14 protein-coding genes, 1 pseudogene and 1 riboswitch are annotated in these 19,362 nt (G+C 70.1%); of the genes and pseudogenes, 10 read left to right on the top strand and 5 right to left on the bottom strand.

Annotated elements, in window-relative coordinates:
- Positions 1-132 (top strand): annotated as a pseudogene (locus JT362_RS32710) (integrase core domain-containing protein); the annotation flags it as partial.
- Between the two features lie 55 nt (positions 133-187).
- Here the strand turns inward: JT362_RS32710 and JT362_RS32705 are convergent.
- From JT362_RS32705 to JT362_RS32695, 3 genes are all read right to left on the bottom strand, one after another.
- Positions 188-2,458 carry a PQQ-dependent sugar dehydrogenase gene (locus JT362_RS32705; protein ID WP_260195747.1) on the bottom strand — a complete coding sequence of 757 codons (2,271 nt, stop codon included), beginning with the start codon at positions 2,456-2,458 and terminating at the stop codon, positions 188-190.
- A gap of 97 nt (positions 2,459-2,555) precedes the next feature.
- On the bottom strand, positions 2,556-3,551 hold the full coding sequence (locus JT362_RS32700; protein ID WP_260195754.1) for a ribonucleotide-diphosphate reductase subunit beta: 996 nt from the start codon (positions 3,549-3,551) through the stop codon (positions 2,556-2,558).
- Positions 3,551-5,815, bottom strand: a complete 2,265-nt coding sequence (locus tag JT362_RS32695; protein ID WP_311202785.1) for a ribonucleoside-diphosphate reductase subunit alpha — start codon at positions 5,813-5,815, stop codon at positions 3,551-3,553. The genes JT362_RS32700 and JT362_RS32695 overlap by 1 nt, the downstream gene beginning before the upstream one ends.
- A 112-nt stretch (positions 5,816-5,927) precedes the next feature.
- Positions 5,928-6,134: riboswitch (cobalamin riboswitch) on the bottom strand.
- A gap of 72 nt (positions 6,135-6,206) precedes the next feature.
- On the opposite strand from JT362_RS32695, the gene JT362_RS32690 reads away from it, so the two are divergent.
- From JT362_RS32690 to JT362_RS32660, 7 genes are all read left to right on the top strand, one after another.
- Entirely contained in the window at positions 6,207-7,001 is a 795-nt protein-coding gene (locus JT362_RS32690) for a DeoR/GlpR family DNA-binding transcription regulator (protein WP_260195746.1), read from the top strand.
- Between the two features lie 140 nt (positions 7,002-7,141).
- On the top strand, positions 7,142-8,230 hold the full coding sequence (locus JT362_RS32685) for an ABC transporter substrate-binding protein (protein ID WP_260195745.1): 1,089 nt from the start codon (positions 7,142-7,144) through the stop codon (positions 8,228-8,230).
- A gap of 23 nt (positions 8,231-8,253) precedes the next feature.
- Positions 8,254-9,771, top strand: a complete 1,518-nt coding sequence (locus tag JT362_RS32680) for a sugar ABC transporter ATP-binding protein (protein WP_260195744.1) — start codon at positions 8,254-8,256, stop codon at positions 9,769-9,771.
- Complete coding sequence (locus JT362_RS32675; protein WP_260195743.1) at positions 9,764-10,729, top strand: ABC transporter permease; 966 nt, start codon at positions 9,764-9,766, stop codon at positions 10,727-10,729. The genes JT362_RS32680 and JT362_RS32675 overlap by 8 nt, the downstream gene beginning before the upstream one ends.
- A 56-nt stretch (positions 10,730-10,785) precedes the next feature.
- Positions 10,786-11,754: an ABC transporter permease gene (locus tag JT362_RS32670; RefSeq protein ID WP_260195752.1), complete on the top strand. Its 969-nt coding sequence runs from the start codon at positions 10,786-10,788 to the stop codon at positions 11,752-11,754.
- Positions 11,755-11,798: 44 nt separating this feature from the next.
- Entirely contained in the window at positions 11,799-14,312 is a 2,514-nt protein-coding gene (locus tag JT362_RS32665; protein ID WP_260195742.1) for a LamG-like jellyroll fold domain-containing protein, read from the top strand.
- Between the two features lie 3 nt (positions 14,313-14,315).
- On the top strand, positions 14,316-17,231 hold the full coding sequence (locus JT362_RS32660) for an MGH1-like glycoside hydrolase domain-containing protein (protein WP_260195741.1): 2,916 nt from the start codon (positions 14,316-14,318) through the stop codon (positions 17,229-17,231).
- On the opposite strand, the gene JT362_RS32655 is transcribed toward JT362_RS32660, so the two are convergent.
- Both JT362_RS32655 and JT362_RS32650 read right to left on the bottom strand, forming a co-directional pair.
- Positions 17,228-17,410, bottom strand: coding sequence for a DUF397 domain-containing protein (locus tag JT362_RS32655; RefSeq protein ID WP_260195740.1), 183 nt, complete (start codon positions 17,408-17,410; stop codon positions 17,228-17,230). The two genes, JT362_RS32660 and JT362_RS32655, sit on opposite strands and share 4 nt — an antisense overlap.
- Before the next feature lie 4 nt (positions 17,411-17,414).
- Positions 17,415-18,266 carry a helix-turn-helix domain-containing protein gene (locus JT362_RS32650; protein ID WP_260195739.1) on the bottom strand — a complete coding sequence of 284 codons (852 nt, stop codon included), beginning with the start codon at positions 18,264-18,266 and terminating at the stop codon, positions 17,415-17,417.
- Positions 18,267-18,424: 158 nt separating this feature from the next.
- Between JT362_RS32650 and JT362_RS32645 the strand changes: the two genes are divergently transcribed.
- Together JT362_RS32645 and JT362_RS32640 are read left to right on the top strand one after the other, a co-directional pair.
- A complete protein-coding gene (locus JT362_RS32645; RefSeq protein ID WP_260195738.1) occupies positions 18,425-18,868 on the top strand; it encodes a hypothetical protein in 444 nt (147 codons plus the stop codon).
- Entirely contained in the window at positions 18,858-19,313 is a 456-nt protein-coding gene (locus JT362_RS32640; RefSeq protein ID WP_260195737.1) for a hypothetical protein, read from the top strand. The genes JT362_RS32645 and JT362_RS32640 overlap by 11 nt, the downstream gene beginning before the upstream one ends.
- The last annotated feature ends 49 nt before the right edge of the window (positions 19,314-19,362 follow it).

The following is a 19,362-nucleotide window of genomic DNA, read 5'->3' as shown; positions in this document are numbered from 1 at the left end:
CAATCCGACACCGAACGCCGAACCGCCCTACCAGCCTGGCTCCACTTCTACAATCACCACCGAGCACACTCCGCCATCGGAGGCCAACCACCTATCACCCGGCTAACCAACCTCCCTGAACACCACATCTAGGGACACGCGGGACCGATGGCGGAGGTGCCCCCGCGCCGGGAGCACCTCCGCCGGCTCACCGGGTCAGCAGGTACCGCAGCCACACCTCGGGCGGCGACAACGCACGGTCGAGGAACATCAGGTCGTCCATCCGGCAGTCGCACGGGTTGGCCTCGCCGGTGTTCTGCGGGAAGCTGCCGCCGATCTTGATGCCGGCCGGGTCGCTCGCCGTGGTCAGGTCCGGCTCAGGCGCGCCGTCGACGGCCCACGGATCGCCGGGCACGGTGTAGAACCCGTCGAGCGGTCTGCCGTTCCGGTACAGGGCCAGCTCGCCGGTGTCGAAGTCGAACGTCGCCGCGAGGTGGACCCACCGGCCGCGCGGCAGGATCTCCCGCCAGTCGGCGTTCGCCGCGAACGTCTGCGAGCGGGCGCCGTCGACCCGGCGGCCGAGGGCGACCACGCGCGGTTCGCCGTCGACGTCGATGACCTCCAGCAGCGCGCGGACCGCGTGGCCGTCGGAGTCGCCGGACAGCACGCCGGCCAGGCCGACCGCGTTGTACCGGTCGTCCGGGTCGGGGGTGTTGGTGTTCGGCGCCGGCAGGTCGCCGGTGACCTTGAACCAGCCCATCACCGTGACCTCGCGGGCGGCGTTGAACGCGTGCAGCGAGCGCACCCCGGTCGCGGAGTACACGCCGGCCTTCCAGTCGTCGTCGGCGCCCGGCTCCTGCCGGGTCACCAGCACGTGCCCGCCCCGGTCGGGGACCCGCATCGCGGCGCCGCCGTTGACCAGCGCCAGATCCGTGCCGGAGACCCCGAGATCCCGTTCCAGGTTTCCCGCCACGGGGTGCTCGAAGTCGTAGTACGCCACGACGTCCGGGCCGTGCGGGGCCCACCGGGTGCCGGTGACCTTCCAGACCTTCCCGTTGGCCTTGGCCAGCAGGTACAGCTCGCCCTCGGCGTCGCGACCGAACCGCAGGTCGACCCGCTCGTCGCCGGCCAACTCCCGGAACGTCGTGCGTTCGCCGTCGGCGGTGTAGACGGCCAGCTGGTGGATGTCGGCCATCGGGTGACCGCGGCGCATCTCGCGGGACTCGGTGGCGAAGACGCGGCCGTCGACCAGGTCGGTGAACAGGTACTTGCCGCGCAGCCCCGGCACGTCCCGACCGCGGTAGACGAAGCCGCCGCTGATCGCGTGCCCGGAGTCGGAGCACAGCGGGTGGCCGGGCGGCGGGTTGTGGTCGAACGCGGCGACCGGGTACGTGTAGCCGTACCGTTCGTCGTCCTCGGGCAGCGGGTAGACGCCGCAGTCGGGGTCGCCGCGCCGGAACACGAACGGGCCCTCGCGCTCGCTCCAACCGAAGTTGTCGCCGGGGCGCACCTCGTACACCGACTCGATCCGGTGCTCACCGATGTGGCCGAGGTACATCCGCCGGGTGGCGGTGTCCCAGCTGAAGCGGTGCGGGTCGCGCATGCCGAGCGCGTAGATCTCGCCGAGCACACCCTCGTCGCCGGCGAACGGGTTGTCGCGCGGGATGCCGTAGGTGCCGCCGGGGCCGTTGCCGCCCAACGGATCGATGCGCAGGAGCTTGCCGTACGGAGTGGTGGTGTCCTGCGGGTCCGTGGTGGACGCGCCGAGGCCGCCGTCGCCCGCCGCGAGGTAGAGCACGCCGTACTCGCGGCTGCCCCGGCGGGCGGTCGGGTTGAAGTCGATCTGCTGGAAGCCGTGGATCTGGGTGCGGAAGCCCAGGCGCATCACCTGGCGGTGGGTGCCGCTGAACGTGTCCGCGTCCGGGTCGTCGGCGGTCCACTCGGTGATCACGCCGTGGAACGCGGCGTTCGGCTGCTCCGGGTAGGTGGTCGGCTCGTCGAGACCGGCGCCCCACTCGGTGTGCACGGTGTAGAGCTTGCCGTTGCGCTCGAAGTCCGGGTGGAAGGTGACGAAGCCGGAGCCGGACCCGAGACCGCGACCGGAGATGAACTCCGGGGCGAACTCCGCGCCGACGTCGAGGTAGAGGTTCGGCTCGCCGTCGTCGCCGACGAGGTACACCTTGCCGTTGAGGTCCGGGACGTACATCCGCTCGGAGCCGTCCGGGATCTCACCGAGGTGGTTGATCCGCGCGTGCCGCATCAGGCGCCCGTCGGTGGGCGGCGGCACCGGCTCGGTCTTGGGGAACTGGGCGAACTCCTCGACCACGATGCCGAGTGCGGACGGCGTCGGGTCCGGTAACGGGTCCTGGATGGGTTCGTCGGCCTGGGCTACCGCCGTCGGAGCGGTCAGCGTGGCGACGAGGACGGCGACAAGGGCAGGGCCGGCGAGAGCCGCCGGCCACTTTCGGGGGTTCGACATGTGCCCACCACCTCGTGGGGTCGGGACCGGTCGGGAAAGCGCTTTCCGGCAAGCGCTTTCCCGACCCTACCCACCGTGTCCGCGTGACCGCAAGAGGTCAGAAGTCCTCGTCCAGGTCGACGGTCCCGGACACCGCGACCTGGTAGGCCGACACCCGCCGTTCGAAGAAGTTCGTCAGCTCCTGGACGTCCTGCAACTCCATGAACGCGAACGGGTTCCGCGTTCCGTACCGCGCGGGCAGACCGAGCCGGACCAACCGCTGGTCGGCCACGTAACGCAGGTAGTCGTGCATGTCCTTCGCGTTCATCCCGGGCAGGCCAGGTCCGCAGACGTCCCTGGCGAACTGCAGCTCGCACTCGACGGCCTCGTCGAGCATGGTGCCGACCTGCTCGGTGAGCTCGTCGTCGAACAGGTCGGGTTCCTCGCGGCGGACGGTGTCCACGACGCTGAACGCGAACGCCATGTGCATCGACTCGTCCCGGAACACCCAGTTCGTGCCGGTCGCCAGGCCGTCGAGCAGGCCGCGGTCGCGCAGCCAGTAGACGTAGGCGAATGCGCCGTAGAAGAACAGGCCCTCGATGCACGCGGCGAAGCAGATCAGGTTGAGCAGGAACTTCCGTCGGTCGTCGCGGGTGCGCAGCTGGTCGAGCGAGTCGATCGAGTCGATCCAGCGGAAGCAGAACTCGCCCTTCTCCCGGATCGACGGGATGTGCTCGATCGCGGCGAACGCCTTGGCCCGCTCGTCCGGATCGGGCAGGTAGGTGTCCAGCAGCGTCAGGTAGAACTGGACGTGCACAGCCTCCTCGAACAGCTGGCGGGACAGGTAGAGCCTGGCCTCCGGTGCGTTGACGTGCTTGTACAGGTTGAGCACGAGGTTGTTCGCCACGATCGAGTCGCCGGTGGCGAAGAACGCGACCAGCCGGTGCACCAGGTGGTGCTCGTCCGGAGTGAGCTTGGCCAGGTCGGCCACGTCCGAGGCCAGGTCCACCTCCTCGACGGTCCAGGTGTTGCGGATCGCGGCGCGGTACTGCTCGTAGAAGTCGGGGTAGCGCATCGGGCGCAGGGTCAGGTCCATACCGGGGTCGAGCAACATCACTGGCACGCCTCGCAGGTCTCGGGGTTCTCCAGGTCGCAGGTCTGTCCTGCTTGGACGGTGGCGAGCGCGATCCGCGTCGCGGGACGGGATCGCAGGTAGTACGTCGTCTTGAGGCCGGCCCGCCAGGCGTAGGCGTACATCGACGACAGCTTGCCGATGGTCGGGCTGGCCATGAACAGGTTGAGGCTCTGGCTCTGGTCGACGTACGGCTGGCGAGCGGCGGCGAGGTCGATCAGCGCCTTCTGCGGCAGCTCCCACGCGGTCCGGTACAGGGCCCGCAGATCGGCCGGCAGCCAGGTGAGGTGCTGGACCGAGCCGTCGCCCTGCTTGATGGCGTCGCGGGTGGCCCGGTCCCAGCGGCCCAGCCGCTTGAGGTCGGCGACCAGGTACGGGTTGAGCTGGAGGAACTCGCCGGACAGGGTCTCGCGCTTGAAGGCGTTGGACACCACCGGTTCGATGCACTCCGCACAGCCGGCGATGGACGCGATCGTGGCCGTGGGGGCGATCGCGACCAGCAGCGAGTTGCGCAGGCCGTGCTCGGCGACGCCGGCGCGGACCGCGGCCCAGCGGTCCGGATGCCGTGGGGTGACCGGGAAGTGGTCGGGGTGCAGCTGCCCGCGCGCGGCCCGGGTGTCCGGGAACGCCGGGTGCGGGCCGTGTTCGCGGGCCAGCTCGACCGAGGTCTCGTAGGCGGCGAGCGCGATCTCCTCGGCGATCCTGGTGGACAGCGCCAGCGCCTCTGGCGAGTCGAACGGCAGGCGGAGCCGGAAGAACACGTCCGCGAGGCCCATCACGCCGAGCCCGACCGGGCGCCATCGCCGGTTGCTCCGCGCGGCGGGGTCGGTCGGGTAGTAGCCGCGGTCGATGGTGCGGTCGAGGAACCGCACCGCCGTGCGCACGGTCGAGGCGAGCCGCGGCCAGTCCAGGTCGGGCCCGTCGAGGTGGGCGGCGAGGTTGACCGAGCCGAGGTTGCAGACCGCGGTGACGTCGTCGCCGGTGACCTCCAGGATCTCGGTGCACAGGTTCGACAGGTGCACCACGTTCTCCGGCAACGCGGTCTGGTTGCACGCCCGGTTGGCCGCGTCCTTGAACGTCATCCAGCCGTTGCCGGTCTGCGCGAGCGTGCGCATCATCCGGCCGTAGAGCTGGCGCGCCGGCACGGTCCTGGTGGCGAGGCCCGCGTCCTCGGCGGCGCGGTAGGCGGCGTCGAACCGGTCGCCCCACAGGTCGGTCAGCTCGGGCACCGCCTTGGGGTCGAACAGCGACCAGGTGCCGTCGGCCTCGACGCGGCGCATCAGCTCGTCGGGGACCCACAGCGCCAGGTTGAGGTTGTGCGTGCGGCGGGCGTCGTCGCCGGTGGAGTCGCGCAGCTCCAGGAACTCCTCGACGTCGGCGTGCCACGGCTCCAGGTAGACGCAGGCCGCGCCCTTGCGCCGGCCGCCCTGGTTCACCGCGGCCACCGAGGCGTCGAGGGTGCGCAGCCACGGGACGATGCCGTTGGAGCTGCCGTTGGTACCGCGGATCAGCGAGCCCCGGGCGCGCACCCGGGTGAACGAGACTCCGATGCCGCCGGCGTACTTGGACAGCATCGCGATCTCGGTGTAGCGCTGGTAGATCGACTCCAGCTCGTCGCGCGGCGAGTCGAGCAGGAAGCACGAGGACAGCTGCGGGCGCCGGGTGCCGGCGTTGAACAGGGTCGGTGAGCTGGGCAGGTAGGCCAGGGCGGACAGCAGCCGGTACAGCTCGGCGGCGTCGGCGACGGTGTCGGACAGTCCACACGCGACCCGGAGCCAGAAGTGCTGCGGTGACTCCAGGACGCGCCTGGTCACCGGGTGGCGCAACAGGTAGCGGTCGTAGACGGTGCGCAGGCCGAAGTACTCGAACCGGTCGTCGCCGGCCGGGTCGACGACGGCGGCCAGTTCGGCGGCGTGCGCGGCGACGAACGCGGCGGTGTCGTCGGCGACCAGGCCTTCGGCGTGCGCGGCGGCGACCGAGGCCGGGAAGTCAGGCGGGGCCTCGGCGCGGATGCCGCCGGCGAGCAGGCGCGCCGCCAGCTTCGAGTACCGGGGCTCCTCGCCGATCAGCGCGGCGGCGGCGCGAACGGCGAGGTCACGCAGTTCGGCCGGGCCGGCGTCGGCGGTGCGGCCGCGGTCGACGGCGGCCAGCACCCTGGCCGGGTCCACGTCGGGCAGGTCGGCCGCGTGCGCGGCCACCTCGGCGGTCAGATCGTCCACTGCGGACAGTGGGGCGGTGACGGTCAACGGGCTCTCTCCTCGCGAGCTCAGTTCACGCCGACGGCCGGCGGACGCGCGAGGGCACCACAGACGGGCACCGCCCGGCCCACCCGCGAGGCCGTCGGACTCCGCGCACCAGGCGGCACACGGACCAGTGGCAGGTCTTCGGACTCGCGGGCACCACCAGAACCCTGGCGACCTACTGACCGTCGCTTCCCAGACAAAAAACGTCCAGTGCACCTGACGGCGGTCGTTCCCACTCACCGCTGCGGGGCAGTCCCGGAATCACACCGGGTTCCCTCTTGCCTCACCCCGAGCGGGGTGAACCACCAGCGCGACGAAGACTACATGTTGGGGTTCGGCGCTCCGCGCACCCCAACATGGGCGCGCGTGTCGGCAACGGTTTACTGTCGTCCCCGTGTTCGCGGCAGAACGACGGCAGCGCATCCTCGAACTGGTGCGCTCGAGCGGCGCCATCTCCCTGCGGGAACTCGCCCGCCAGGTGCAGACCTCGGAGGTGACCGTCCGCCGCGACCTGCGCGCGCTGGAGGCCCAGGGGCTGCTCGACCGCCGGCACGGCGGCGCGGTGCTACCCGGCTCGCTGTCACACGAGCCGTCGTACTCGGAGAAGGCGCTGGTCGCCGCCGACGCGAAGTCCGCGATCGCCAAGCTCGCGGCCGGGCTGGTCAGCGACGGCGACGCGATCGTGGTCGGCGCCGGCACCACCACCCAGGCGTTCGCCGCGCAGCTGACCAGGCAGGCCGAGCTGACCGTGGTGACGAACTCGCTGCTGGTCGCCGACGCGCTGGCCGGCGCGGGCGGGGTGGACGTGATCGTCACCGGCGGCTCGCTGCGCGGGTCGATCCGCGCGCTCGTCGGCGGCACCACCGAACACGCGCTGGCGACCGTGCAGGGCACCGCCGCGTTCATCTCCGGCAACGGGCTCACCGCGGCGCGCGGGCTGTCCACGCCGAACCTGTCCGTCGCCGGGGTCGACCGGGCGCTCGCCGCGGCCGCCGCCGAGGTCGTGGTGCTCGCCGACCACACGAAGATCGGTACCGACGCGCTTCTGCAGACCGTTGCCGCCGAGGACATCCGGCACCTGGTGACCGACGACCAGGCCGACCCGGCGGAGCTGGACGCCCTGCGTGAGCTGGGCGTTCAGGTGCACGTGGCCGACGTTCCCCCGAAGTCCACGCGCCGGTCCGGCTGACCGGCTTTTGTTCACGCTCTGATCGAAGCTGTGCGAAATTGCCGGAGTGTCTTGACAGATAACTTTCGGATGTGACTGAATTTGATCGGCGAGGTTGCCATCAGGGGTGCGACCTCCGTGATCGGCCAGGAGTAAAGCCAATGGTGGCCTTCCGTTCCCTTCGCCCCGTCCGCCTCGCCGGCGCCGCAGCGCTCTGCGCGACGCTCGCGCTGAGCGCGTGCACCAAATCCGAGGACACCGGCGGCGGCGGCGGTTCCACGCCGGGCACCGGTGGCGCCCAGGTGGCGCAGACCGGCGCCGCCGACGGACCGACGTGCGACCTCGAGCAGTACGGCGCCGAGGAGCTGGACCTGTCCAACGCGGTCGTCGGCTTCTCCCAGTCGGAGAAGGAGGCGAACCCGTTCCGGATCGCCGAGACCGAGTCGATCAAGGCGGAGGCGGCGGCGGTCGGCGTCAAGAACCTGCTGACCACGAACGCGAACTCCCAGCTGAACAAGCAGATCTCCGACATCCAGGACATGATCAACAAGGGTGCGCAGGCGCTGATCGTGGCCCCGCTGAACTCCGACGGCCTCGAGCCGGCGCTGGATGCCGCGCGGGCCAAGAACATCCCGGTGATCACCGTCGACCGCAAGCTGAACGCCGAGCCCTGCCAGGACTACGTGTCGTTCCTCGGGTCGGACTTCGTCGAGCAGGGCAAGCGCGCGGCCCAGGAGATGGCCGAGGCGCTGGGCAACAAGGGCAAGGTCGCGATCCTGCTCGGCACCTCCGGCAACAACGTGACCACCGACCGCACCAACGGTTTCGTCGACGAGATGGCGAAGATCGCGCCGGACGTCGAGATCATCGCGCAGCAGACCGGCGAGTTCGCCCGGGACAAGGGCCAGCAGGTGATGGAGCAGATCATCCAGGCCCAGCCGGACATCAACGGCGTCTACGCGGAGAACGACGAGATGGCGCTGGGCGCGCTGGTGGCGCTGCGCAGCGCCGGCAAGGTGCCCGGCCAGGACGTCCAGGTGGTCTCGGTCGACGGCACCCGGGGCGCCGTGCAGAAGGTCGTCGACGGCGAGATGTACGCGGTGGTCGAGTCCAACCCGCGGTTCGGTCCGCTGGCGTTCGAGACGCTGCAGACGTTCCTGTCCGGTGAGCCGGTGCAGCAGGACATCGTGATCAGCGACAAGCTCTACACCAAGGAGAACGCGGCGGACGAGGTCGGTAACGCCTACTGACGCCAGAAGGACGGCGGGCACTGATGGAAGCAGTACTGGCCGCCACCTCGATCGGCAAACGCTTTCCCGGCGTCGTCGCGCTGTCCGATGTGGACCTGACGCTGCGCGCCGGTGAGGTGCACGCGCTGGTCGGGGAGAACGGCGCCGGCAAGTCGACCCTGATCAAGGTGTTGACCGGGGTCTACACGCCGGATGACGGGACGTTGGAGTACCTGGGTGAGCGGAAGCGGTTCGCCCGCCCGCTGGACGCGCAGGCGGCCGGCATCAGCACGGTGTACCAGGAGGTCAACCTGGTGCCCCTGCAGTCGGTGGCGAGCAACGTGTTCCTCGGCCGCGAGCCGCGCAACCGGTTCGGGCTGCTGGACTTCCGGGCGATGAACGCGCAGGCGACCCAGCTGCTCGACTCCTACGGCATCCGCGTCGACGTCACCCGGCCACTGCGCACGCTCGGCATGGGCGTGCAGCAGATGGTCGCGGTGGCGCGCGCGGCGGCGACGGAGGCACGCGTGGTCATCCTCGACGAGCCGACCTCGTCGCTGGAACCGCGCGAGGTGGACACGCTGTTCGCGATCATCGAACGGCTGCGCGCGGACGGCGTCGCGGTGCTGTACGTCAGTCACCGGCTGGACGAGCTGTACCGGATCTGCGACCGCGTCACCGTGCTCCGCGACGGCCGGCTGGTACACAGTGGAGCGATGGCCGACCTGCCGAGGCTGAAGCTGGTGGCCATGATGCTCGGCCGGGACCTGGAGGAGGTCCAGCGCGAGGGCGCGACGAAGTTCGAGGGCGAGCACGCCGCCGGGCAGGCGCCGGTGCTGGCGGCCAGCGGCCTGAGCGCCAAGCACCGCCTGGACGACGTCGACGTCACGGTCCGGCCGGGCGAGATCGTCGGCCTCGGCGGGCTGCTCGGTGCCGGGCGCAGCGAGACCGTGATGGCCATCGCGGGCGCGCTGCCGCTGGACTCCGGCGAGGTCAACGTGGACGGCAAGCGTTTGCGCACCGGCTCGGTGGCCGCGGCGATGCGGGCCGGCGTGGTGATGCTGCCCGAGGACCGCAAGGCCGACGGCATCCTGCCGGACCTGTCGGTGCGGGAGAACATCGCGCTGGCCGCGCTCCCCCGGTTGTCGGCGGCCGGCCTGGTGTCCCGCCGCCGCCAGGACTCCATCGTGGACACGTTCATGAAGCGGCTGCGAATCAAGGCCGCGAGCCCGGACCAGCGGGTCGGCGAGCTGTCCGGCGGCAACCAGCAGAAGGTGCTGCTGGCCCGGTTGCTGTGCATGCAGCCGAAGGTGCTCCTGCTCGACGAGCCGACCCGGGGCATCGACGTCGGCGCGAAGGCAGAGGTGCAGGCGCTGATCGACGAACTGGCCAAGGACGGGCTCGGCGTCGTGCTGATCTCCTCGGAGTTCGACGAGGTGGTCGAGGGTTCGGACGCGATCGTGGTGCTGCGCGAGGGAAAGGTGGTCACCCGCCTTGAGGGCGACAACGTGAACGAGGCGGCGCTGCTGGCCGCCCTGGCCGAGGACAGCCGCGATGACTGAGGTGGTGGCGGCGCCGAGGGCGAACGCGGGTACCCGTGCGTGGTTGCGGGACAACGGGGTCTACGCGGCGATCGTGGTGCTGGTCGCGTACAACCTGATCTTCACCGAGAACTTCGCCACCATGGCGAACCTGAGCACGCAGCTCGTGCAGGTGGCGCCGGTGCTGATCGTCGCGCTGGGGATGGCGCTGGTGATCGGCACCGAGGGCGTGGACCTGTCGGTCGGCTCGGTGATGGCCATCGCGGCCGCGATCCTGCCGCTGTACCTGGGTTACGGCGTGCTGCCGGCGGTCCTGCTCGCGCTCGTCGCGGGCGGGCTCTGCGGCGCGCTGAACGGCACCCTGGTCGCCGTCGTCGGGATCCAGCCGATCGTGGCCACGCTGGCCCTGCTGGTCGGCGGGCGCGGCCTCGCGCTGGTGTTCGCCGACGGGCAGATGACCGTGATCCAGAACGACTCGCTGCTCGGCCTCGGCACCGGTGAGCTGCTCGGCCTCCCGGTCATCGTGTGGCTGGCCGCCGCGCTCGCCGCGCTGGTGTGGCTGCTCGTCCGGTACACGACGTTCGGCCGGCAGCTGGTGGCGATCGGCGGCAACCGGTCGGCGAGCGCGCTGGCCGGGCTGCCGGTGCGCCGGGTGCTGATGACGACCTACGTGATCAGCGGCGTGCTGGCCGCGGTCGCCGGCATCGTCGCCACCGCGCGGCTCACCGCGTCCGACCCGTCGGCGATCGGCAACCTGTACGAGCTGTCCGCGATCACCGCGGTCGTGGTCGGCGGCACGCCGCTGTCCGGCGGCCGGGTGCGCATCCTCGGCACGGTCGCCGGTGCGGTGCTCATGCAGATGATCACCGCGACCCTGATCAAGCACAACCTGCCGGACTCGACCGCGCAGATGGTCCAGGCGGCGATCATCGTGCTCGCCGTGTACCTGCAGCGATCCCGCGCCGGGGGTGGCCAGTGACCACGACCCAACAGCCGACGACACTGGACCCGGACGAGTCCGTCTCCAGCAACACGATGACCAGGGCCGAGCGCCTCGCGGGGCTCGTGCAGCGGCGCGGCTCGATCGTGGTGCTCGCGCTGGTCGTGCTGATCGCGTCGGTCTCGTTCGACGCCTTCCCCACGATCGACAACGCGCAGAACATCGCCATCCAGAGCTCGTTCCTCGCGATCGTCGCGCTCGGCATGACGTTCGTGATCATCTCCGGTGGCATCGACCTGTCCGTCGGCTCGGTGTACGCGCTCGGCGGGGTGCTCGCCGCCTATGGCATCCAGTTCGGCTCGCTGGTCGGACTTCTGCTGCCGCTGGTGGTCTGCGGGGCGATCGGGCTGCTCAACGGGGTCCTGGTGGCCTACGGGCGGCTGGCGCCGTTCATCGTCACGCTGGCCACCCTGCTCGGCGCGCGCGGGCTGCTGCTCGCGATCACCGACGAGGGCTCCACCACCCGCCTGATGGACCGGGAGGACTGGCTGACCCAGCTCGGCCAGGGCACGTTCCTCGGCCTCGGCATCCCGGTGTGGATCACGATCGGCCTGTTCGCGGTCGGCGTGGTCGTGCTGCAGCGCACCCGCTTCGGCCACTCGACGCTCGCGATCGGCGGCAGCCGGGAGGCGGCGGCGCTGATGGGCCTGCCGGTCGCCAGGAACACGATGCTGCTCTACGTGGGCAGCGGCATGCTCGCCGGCCTCGCCGGAGCGCTGGCCGCCGCGTACTCGGCCTCCGGCGTGACGATCGTCGGCGAGGGCCTCGAACTGGACGCGATCGCCGCGGTGGTCATCGGCGGCACCCTGCTCACCGGCGGCGCCGGCACGGTCGGCGGCACGCTGGCCGGGGTCCTGCTGCTGCGCGTCATCCAGAACGTGATCAACCAGGTCGGCACCCTCTCCTCGCACTACCAGTCGGTGGTCAGCGGCGCGTTCCTCGCCGTCGTGGTGGCCGTCCAGTCCTACCTGAGCCGCGCGCACCTGCGCGGCGGAAAGCGGTAGCTCTCCCCTCGAGTTCGCCCCGTTAGAGGAGGTTGACCCTGCCCATGAGGACGACCGTTCGAAGAAGGGTGCTCGGTGCCGTCGCGGCTAGTGTGACAGCTGTGGCCCTGATACCCGGAGTGTCCGTGACCGCGTCCGCCGACCCCGAATGGAAGCCGAAGACCCCGCCGCTGTCCACGCCGTGGACCGACCAGGTGGGGCCGGACAACGCGCTGCCCGAGTACCCGAGACCCCAGCTCACCCGCGACGAGTGGCGCAACCTCAACGGCGTCTGGGAGTTCGCCGGCGCCGACTCGCTCGACACCCCGCCCGTCGGCGAGACGCTCGACGAGCGGATCCTGGTGCCCTACCCGGTCGAGTCGGCGCTGTCCGGGATTCAGCGGACCGAGGACCGGATGTGGTACCGCCGCACGTTCGAGGTGCCGCGCGGCTGGGACGTCGGTGACGGCCGGCGCGACGACCGGCTGATGCTCCACTTCGGCGCGGTCGACTACGACTCCCAGGTGTGGGTCAACGGCAAGCTCATGGCCGTGCACCGGGGCGGGTTCGACAAGTTCAGTGTGGACGTCACCGACGCGCTGAACCGGCGCGGCCCGCAGGAGATCCTGGTCGGCGTCGAGGACCTGACCGACGCCACCTGGCAGGCGGTCGGCAAGCAGCGCCGGACCCCGGACCGCGGCATCTTCTACACCGGCTCGTCCGGCATCTGGCAGACGGTGTGGATGGAGCCGGTGGCGCCCAAGCACATCACCGAGCTGGAGATGGCGCCGGACCTGGCCGACGGCAGCCTCAAGCTCAACGTCGAGTCCGCCGGCGGGGAGGCGACCGTCGAGGCCATCGCCTACGACGGCCGGCGCGAGGTGGGCCGGGTGCGCGGCCCGGCGAACTCCGACCTGCGGCTGCCGGTGCCGGACGCCAAGCTGTGGTCCCCGGACGACCCGTTCCTCTACGACCTCAAGGTGCGGCTCTACGACCGGGGCCGGCACGCGGTCGACCAGGCGGAGTCGTACTTCGGCATGCGCGAGATCGGCATGAAGCCGGGCGCGGACGGCAAGCTGCGGATGACGCTGAACGGCGAGATCGTCTTCCACATGTCCACACTGGACCAGGGCTACTGGCCGGACGGCATCTACACCGCGCCGACCGACGAGGCGCTCGCGTTCGACCTGGAGCAGCACAAGCGGTTGGGCTTCAACACGGTCCGCAAGCACATCAAGGTGGAGCCGGACCGCTGGTTCTACCACGCCGACCGGCTCGGTCTGCTGGTGTGGCAGGACATGCCGTCGATGAAGGCCGACCCGAACAACCCGCCGGTGTACGCCCAGAAGCAGTGGGAGTCCGAGCTGCACCGCATGGTCGAGGAGCACGACCACTGGACCTCGGTCGTGGTGTGGGTGCCGTTCAACGAGGGCTGGGGCGAGTGGGACCGCGAGGCCACCGGCCGGATCGCGGACGAGATCAAGGCCCAGGACCCGAGCCGCCTGGTGAACGCCCACTCCGGCGTGAACTGCTGTGACTCCAAGGGCGACTCCGGCAAGGGCGACATGATCGACCACCACGCCTACGTCGGCCCGGCCCAGCCGGCGCCGGACGAGAACCGGGTGTCGGCGGACGGCGAGCACGGCGGCTTCGGCCTCGAGGTCGAGGGCCACATGTGGTTCGGCGAGGGCCACGCCTACGAGATGACCGACAGCAAGGAGGCGCTGACCCGCCGGTACGTGGAGAACCAGCGCGAGGTGCTGGCCTCCGCGCAGAGCTGCGGCATCTCCGGCGCGGTCTACACGCAGATCACCGACGTCGAGCACGAGGTCAACGGCTTCTTCACCTACGACCGCCAGGTGGAGAAGATGGACTTCGACCAGGTGCGGGCGATCAACGAGGAGATCATCGCCGAGGCCGACGGCTCCGGTACCGGCACCGAGCCGCCCGGACCCGGCACGCCGGGCGCGGACGGGATCCACTACTACCCGTTCAGCGAGGGCAGCGGCACGACCACCGCGGACGAGGTCGGCGACGCGGACGGCACGTTCGTCGGCAACCCGACCTGGACCGAGGGCCGCGAGGGCTCCGGCCTCCAGTTCGACGGGAGCTCGTCGGTCGACACCGGCGCGTCCCTGCTGGACACCACGGGGAACTACTCCGTGGCCGCCTGGGTCAAGCTGGACAGCCGAGGCGGGTTCGCCACCGCGGTCAGCCAGGACGGCTCCTCGGACAGCGGGTTCTTCCTGCAGTACTCCGGGGCGGACGACCGGTTCGCGTTCAGCTTCGTCGGGATCCGGGCGACCGCGCCGGAGCCGCCGGAGACCGGCCGCTGGTACCACCTGGTGGGCGTGCGGGACGTGGTGTCCGGGACGCTGAAGCTGTACGTGGACGGCCAGGAGGTCGCCTCCCGGACCGCCTGCACCGGCAGCGACGCGCAGGGCAACACGGTGATCGGCCGGGCGAAGTTCGGCGGCAACCCCGTCGACCACTGGCGCGGCGGGATCGACCAGGTGCACGTGTTCGACCGGGCGCTGCCCGCGGACGAGGTGGCCGCCCTGCACCAATCGGGTAGGTGAGCCGTGCGCCGCATCGCCATCGCGGTGACGGCGGCGCTGGTGACGACGGTCGTGCCGGTCGTGACGCCCTCGGGTGTCGCGGCCGGCACGGCCGTTTCGCCATACCCGCACGTCGGCCGCGGCACCGAGTTCCTGGACCACGACGAGCTGCTCGGCGGGCTGGCCGAGCCGGAGTGGTACGAGGCGAACATCCCGTTCCTGGACGTGCCGGACGAGACCGTCGAGGACGTCTACTACTACCGCTGGAGCACGTACAAGCGGCACCTGCGCTACGCCGACCAGGAGTCGGGGTACGTGATCACCGAGTTCCACAACCCGCCCGGCTACTCGGCCCCGCTCGGCGGGATCGTCGCGGCCGCCGGTCACCACATCGCGGAGGGCCGCTGGCTGCGCGACCGCCAGCCGGTCGACGACTACCTGCGGTACTGGCTCCAGGGCCCGGGCGCCGGCCCGAAGCCGATGGAGGACTACGTCAACTCCGACACCGACGACTGGGCGCACCAGTACGCGTTCTGGGCGGCGACCGCGGCCTACCAGCGCTACCTGGTGACCGGCGACCGGGCGTCGGTGGTGGACCTGCTGCCGGACCTGGTGCGCCAGTACGACAAGTGGGGCCACCAGTTCAACCCTCGGCTCGGCCTGTACTGGTCGGTGCCGGTGTGGGACGCGATGGAGTACACGGCGTCGTCCTACGAGACCGATCCGGCGGACCCGTACCACGGTGGGCACGGCTACCGGCCGACACTCAACGCCTACCAGTACGGCGATGCCCGGGCCATCGCGTCGATCGCCCGGTTAGCCGGCCGGTGGGGCCTGGCGCGGAAGTTCGACCGCCGCGCCGACGCCCTGCGCGACGCGGTGCACCGCTGGCTGTGGGACGACGAGCGGAAGTTCTTCTACCACAAGGCACGTGCTGACCTCGACCCGTCCGAGGGTCTGGTGTCGGCGCGCGAGCAGATCGGCTACGTGCCGTGGATGTTCGACCTGCCGAAGCCGGGGACCGAGGTGGCGTGGGAGCAGCTGACCGATCCGTCCGGGTTCGCGGCGCCGTACGGGCCGACGACGGTGGAACGCCGGTCGCCGTGGTTCATGCACGAGGCGCTGGACGGGTGCTGCCGGTGGAACGGGCCGAGCTGGCCGTACTCGACCTCGCAGACGCTGACCGCGATGGCGAACCTGCTCAACGACTACGACCAGTCCGTGGTGTCCACTTCGGACTACTACGAGCTGCTGCGGACGTACGCGCGGACGCAGTACAAGGACGGTTCACCGTACGTCGCGGAGGCGCACCACCCGGACGAGGACCGCTGGATCTACGACGGGCGCGGGCACAGCGAGCACTACAACCACTCGACGTTCACCGATCTGGTGATCAGCGGGCTGGTCGGCCTGCGGCCCGGCGTCGACCGGTTGACGGTGAACCCGCTGGTGCCGTCCGCCTGGGACCACTTCGCGCTGGAGAACGTGCCGTACCGGGGGCACAACGTGACCGTGCTGTGGGACCGGGACGGTTCGCGGTACGGACAGGGCGCGGGTCTGCGGGTGTACGTGGACGGTCGGTTGGCTTCGCAGCGGGCCACGCTCGGTGCGGTGTCGCTGCGGGTCGGCACGCGGCCGGTGTCGGAGCCGTACCGGGTGAACGACGCCGCGAACCCGCACGGTTCGGGCTATCCGCGCCCGTTCGCGTCGTTCACCGGGTCGATCGACAGTACGTGGGACGCGGTCGACGGCCGGATCTACTACGACGACGTCCCGCACAGCCGGTGGACGAACTACGGGTCGCCGAACTCGTCGGATCACCTCGGGGTCGACTTCGGCGTGCCGACGCCGGTGAGCGACGTGCGGCTGCACCTGTACGACGACGGCGGCGGGGTGCGAACACCGGCGTCGTTCCGCCTGGAGTACTGGACGGGTTCGGCGTGGCGTTCGCTGGCGACGCGGACGTCGCCGGTGGGGAACGCGCTGAACCAGGTGGCGTTCCCGACGGTGGTGACGAGCCGGATCCGGGTGGTGTTCACGAACCAGCCCGGGACGGGGGTCGGGGTGACCGAGCTGAGCGCGTGGTCGACCCCGGCGGGACGGGTCACGCTGGAGTCGTCCAGGACGACGTTCGTCAACGACACCGGGCGGCCGGTGCGGGACGTGCGGAACACGCTGGCGGTGCCGCCGGGCTGGACGGCGCGTCCGATGACTCCCGCCACGCGCCGGTGGGTGCCGCCGGGCGGGCGGTTCAGTACGAAGTGGATGGTCACGCCGCCGGCGGAGGTCCGGCCGGATCGGTATGCGCTGCGCGCGTTCACGACCTTCGCCGGCGGGCGGACGGCGAGCCCGTACGAGTGGCGGGAGGTGCCGCTGGACCTGGCCGGGTACCCGTCGGTGGACGTGTCCGGGTTCGGCGGGGAGTTCCGGCCGAACCAACCGGAAGCGGGTGAGCGGTTGCCGTCGATCACGGTCGACGGGTCGTATGCGGCGACGTCACCGGATCCGTTCTTCACGGTGGTGTCGGGCCCGGCGGCGCCGTCGTCGCCTGACGCGGTCAGCGTGGTGACCGTGGAGTCGTTCGCCGGAACGGGTGCGCCGGAGGACAGCGTGTTCGTCGGCTGGGTGCTGGACGGGAGGAACTACGTCACCGCCTGGTACAACCACACGCGGAAGCAGTCCGGGATCAACGTGCGGGTGGACGGCCGGTTCCTCGACACGTCCGGAGACGCGGCGGTCGAGCTGGGGCCGGGTGACCGGCTGGCGCTGACATTCGACGACGGCACGATCACGTCGCACGCGCTGGTGGACGGTTCGTGGCGGCGGTTGCGCAGCAACGAGGTTGGTGACGTGCTGACGCCCGAGCACCGCTACGGCTTCGGCCTGCGCGGCACGACCGGGACGATCACGCTCGCCGGTTTCGAGGGAAGGTCCCGCTAGCCCAACCGGTCGATCAGCAAAGCCCAACGGCCCGGTGCGAACGCCAGCACCGGGCCGCCGGCGTTCTTGCTGTCCCGCACTCCCACGATGCCGTCCCCGTGCGCGATCTCCAGGCAGTTGATCTCATCGCTGAAACTGCTCTTGCGCCAAGCTGTGTGGAACTCGATGGGCGCGGGCATGACGCTACCTCGCTCTCTCCAAGTCCTCAGCGATGGTGAGCAGCAACTCCTGCGACTCCTGCCCGGCCAACGCGACGTCGATCGACCTCTCCACGGCCAGTCTATGCTCCTCGACCTCCATGGGATCGTCCGGAAACATCGCCGACCCTCGGCTTTCGATGAAGACGACGGACGGCTCGCTGTCGAACTCCAACCACACGAAGGCGCCGCGCAGCGCCGGATGCGCAACGATCCCGGCCGGGATGATGCGCACGGAGATGTGGTCCTTCTCGGCCTTGGCTGCGATGTGTCGCAGCTGGCGGCTCATCACGCCCGGCCCGCCGATCGGCTGCCGCAGGGACAGCTCACACAGAACACAGACCAACTCGGGCGGCTCCCACCGATCCAGCAACTCCTGTCGGTGCAGGCGACGCGCGATGCGCCCGGTGATCTGTGACGTGTCCACGCCGAAGGCCATGAACAGCGCGAACATGTACTCCGGTGTCTGCAACAGCCCCGGCACGAGCAACGGCTCCAAGTCGACGATCCGGCTGGCGCGCTTCTCGAAGCCGAGGTAGGTGCGGGCCTGGTCGCTCAGGTTGGCATCGTGGCTCTCCCACCAACCCTGATCGCCGAAACCGAACGCCATCTGCATCGTGCGGTCACGATCCGGTCCGACGACTCCCATGATCGCCAGGAGCGCGGACACCTCGTCGGGTGTCGTGTCCGGCCGAAGACCGCGCTCCATGCGGCTCATGGTGTTGGAAGACCAGCCGAGCACCGCACCCGCCCGATCCAGGTTCAGACCGGCCTTCTCCCGATGCCGCCGCAACTCCATGCCCAGACCGCGCGCACTTACTCCCGCCTTCCGCGTCATGTCACGTTTCCCCAATTCTCTGTCATGCCTTGATACGAAGTTCACTGAATGTGTCGGTTGAGCCGACCGGAATTCACCCCACGGGACATTCACGTTCGACTCGAGTTGGTGCCAACCTAACCCACACACCCCGGTCCCACCTCTCCGAAGAAGGCCCGATGACTCACGCCCTGTCCCCAGCAGCTCGCCGCTGGTCGATACGCGGATGGATCCCGGACACCGACTGGAAATGCACGTCGACCCTGGACCTCGCCCCATCCACCGAACACGTACTGGTCCACCTCGCCGGAACCTCGCGAATGGAGGTAACCATCCACCGGTCCGGCGTCGAAAAGCTACTGACCGCGGCACGAGCCGGAAATGCCTGCGCCATCCCCGCCCACCACACCATTCACGGCGAACGCCTCCTGTGCCTACGCCCAGAAGAACGCCCCGGCGAGCCACTGTGGACCGACGCCACGGTCCCTTTCCGCGGCCGCATGGTCCTCTACCTGATCCTGCCCGACGAGAACACCATGATCCTCTTCGATCAGGAACAGCTGATGAGCCTGGCCGTGGTCCTGGCCGAGATCCTCGTCGAGGTGACCCCCGTTGCGCGCTAGGCAAATACTGCTGACGCTGCTCGGAACGGCAGCCCTGACCGCCTGCGGGCCACCCGAACCCAGTATCGAAATCATCGACCACATCCCCGTCGACGAGCTGACCACCACCGGGGGAAACGAGATCGCCGAGAACAACCTGGTGCTCACAGTGTCGTCGCAAGGATCCACATCGATGGCACACCAGGTCGCCGATCACGCCAGGAAAGCCCTCGGCGTGCCCGACAGGAAATCACCCAACGTACAGTGGCTCCGAATCTACGGCCATTACGTGATCGAAAGCGTCTACGCCGGAGCCTGTCATCTCGTGGTGGACGTGAGCGCGCCCAGTCCGATCGATATCTGGGTTCACCAGGAGGACCAGGACACGGGCAAGGCCGCGAACACCCTCTGCCCGGCCGCGCGGCGCGTCGCATTGGATCTGCTCCGGCATCGACCATTCGGGTGATGCTGCCGTCGGAGTGACTGAGCTTGTCCAACCCACCACCGACCGTGAC

This window comes from Actinophytocola gossypii (genome assembly GCF_025165815.1).
GTDB classification, from domain to species: Bacteria; Actinomycetota; Actinomycetes; order Mycobacteriales; family Pseudonocardiaceae; genus Actinophytocola; species Actinophytocola gossypii.
This window is presented reverse-complemented; position numbering and strand designations above follow the sequence as displayed.

What these genes read in the sequence shown, in the direction of transcription:
- JT362_RS32655 (WP_260195740.1), bottom strand. Translation starts at nt 17,410, where the DNA reads ATGCCCGCGCCCATCGAGTTCCACACAGCTTGGCGCAAGAGCAGTTTC.
- JT362_RS32665 (WP_260195742.1), top strand. Translation starts at nt 11,799, where the DNA reads ATGAGGACGACCGTTCGAAGAAGGGTGCTCGGTGCCGTCGCGGCTAGT.
- JT362_RS32645 (WP_260195738.1), top strand. Translation starts at nt 18,425, where the DNA reads ATGACTCACGCCCTGTCCCCAGCAGCTCGCCGCTGGTCGATACGCGGA.
- JT362_RS32675 (WP_260195743.1), top strand. Translation starts at nt 9,764, where the DNA reads ATGACTGAGGTGGTGGCGGCGCCGAGGGCGAACGCGGGTACCCGTGCG.
- JT362_RS32685 (WP_260195745.1), top strand. Translation starts at nt 7,142, where the DNA reads ATGGTGGCCTTCCGTTCCCTTCGCCCCGTCCGCCTCGCCGGCGCCGCA.
- JT362_RS32700 (WP_260195754.1), bottom strand. Translation starts at nt 3,551, where the DNA reads ATGTTGCTCGACCCCGGTATGGACCTGACCCTGCGCCCGATGCGCTAC.
- JT362_RS32680 (WP_260195744.1), top strand. Translation starts at nt 8,254, where the DNA reads ATGGAAGCAGTACTGGCCGCCACCTCGATCGGCAAACGCTTTCCCGGC.
- JT362_RS32650 (WP_260195739.1), bottom strand. Translation starts at nt 18,266, where the DNA reads ATGACGCGGAAGGCGGGAGTAAGTGCGCGCGGTCTGGGCATGGAGTTG.
- JT362_RS32670 (WP_260195752.1), top strand. Translation starts at nt 10,786, where the DNA reads ATGACCAGGGCCGAGCGCCTCGCGGGGCTCGTGCAGCGGCGCGGCTCG.
- JT362_RS32705 (WP_260195747.1), bottom strand. Translation starts at nt 2,458, where the DNA reads ATGTCGAACCCCCGAAAGTGGCCGGCGGCTCTCGCCGGCCCTGCCCTT.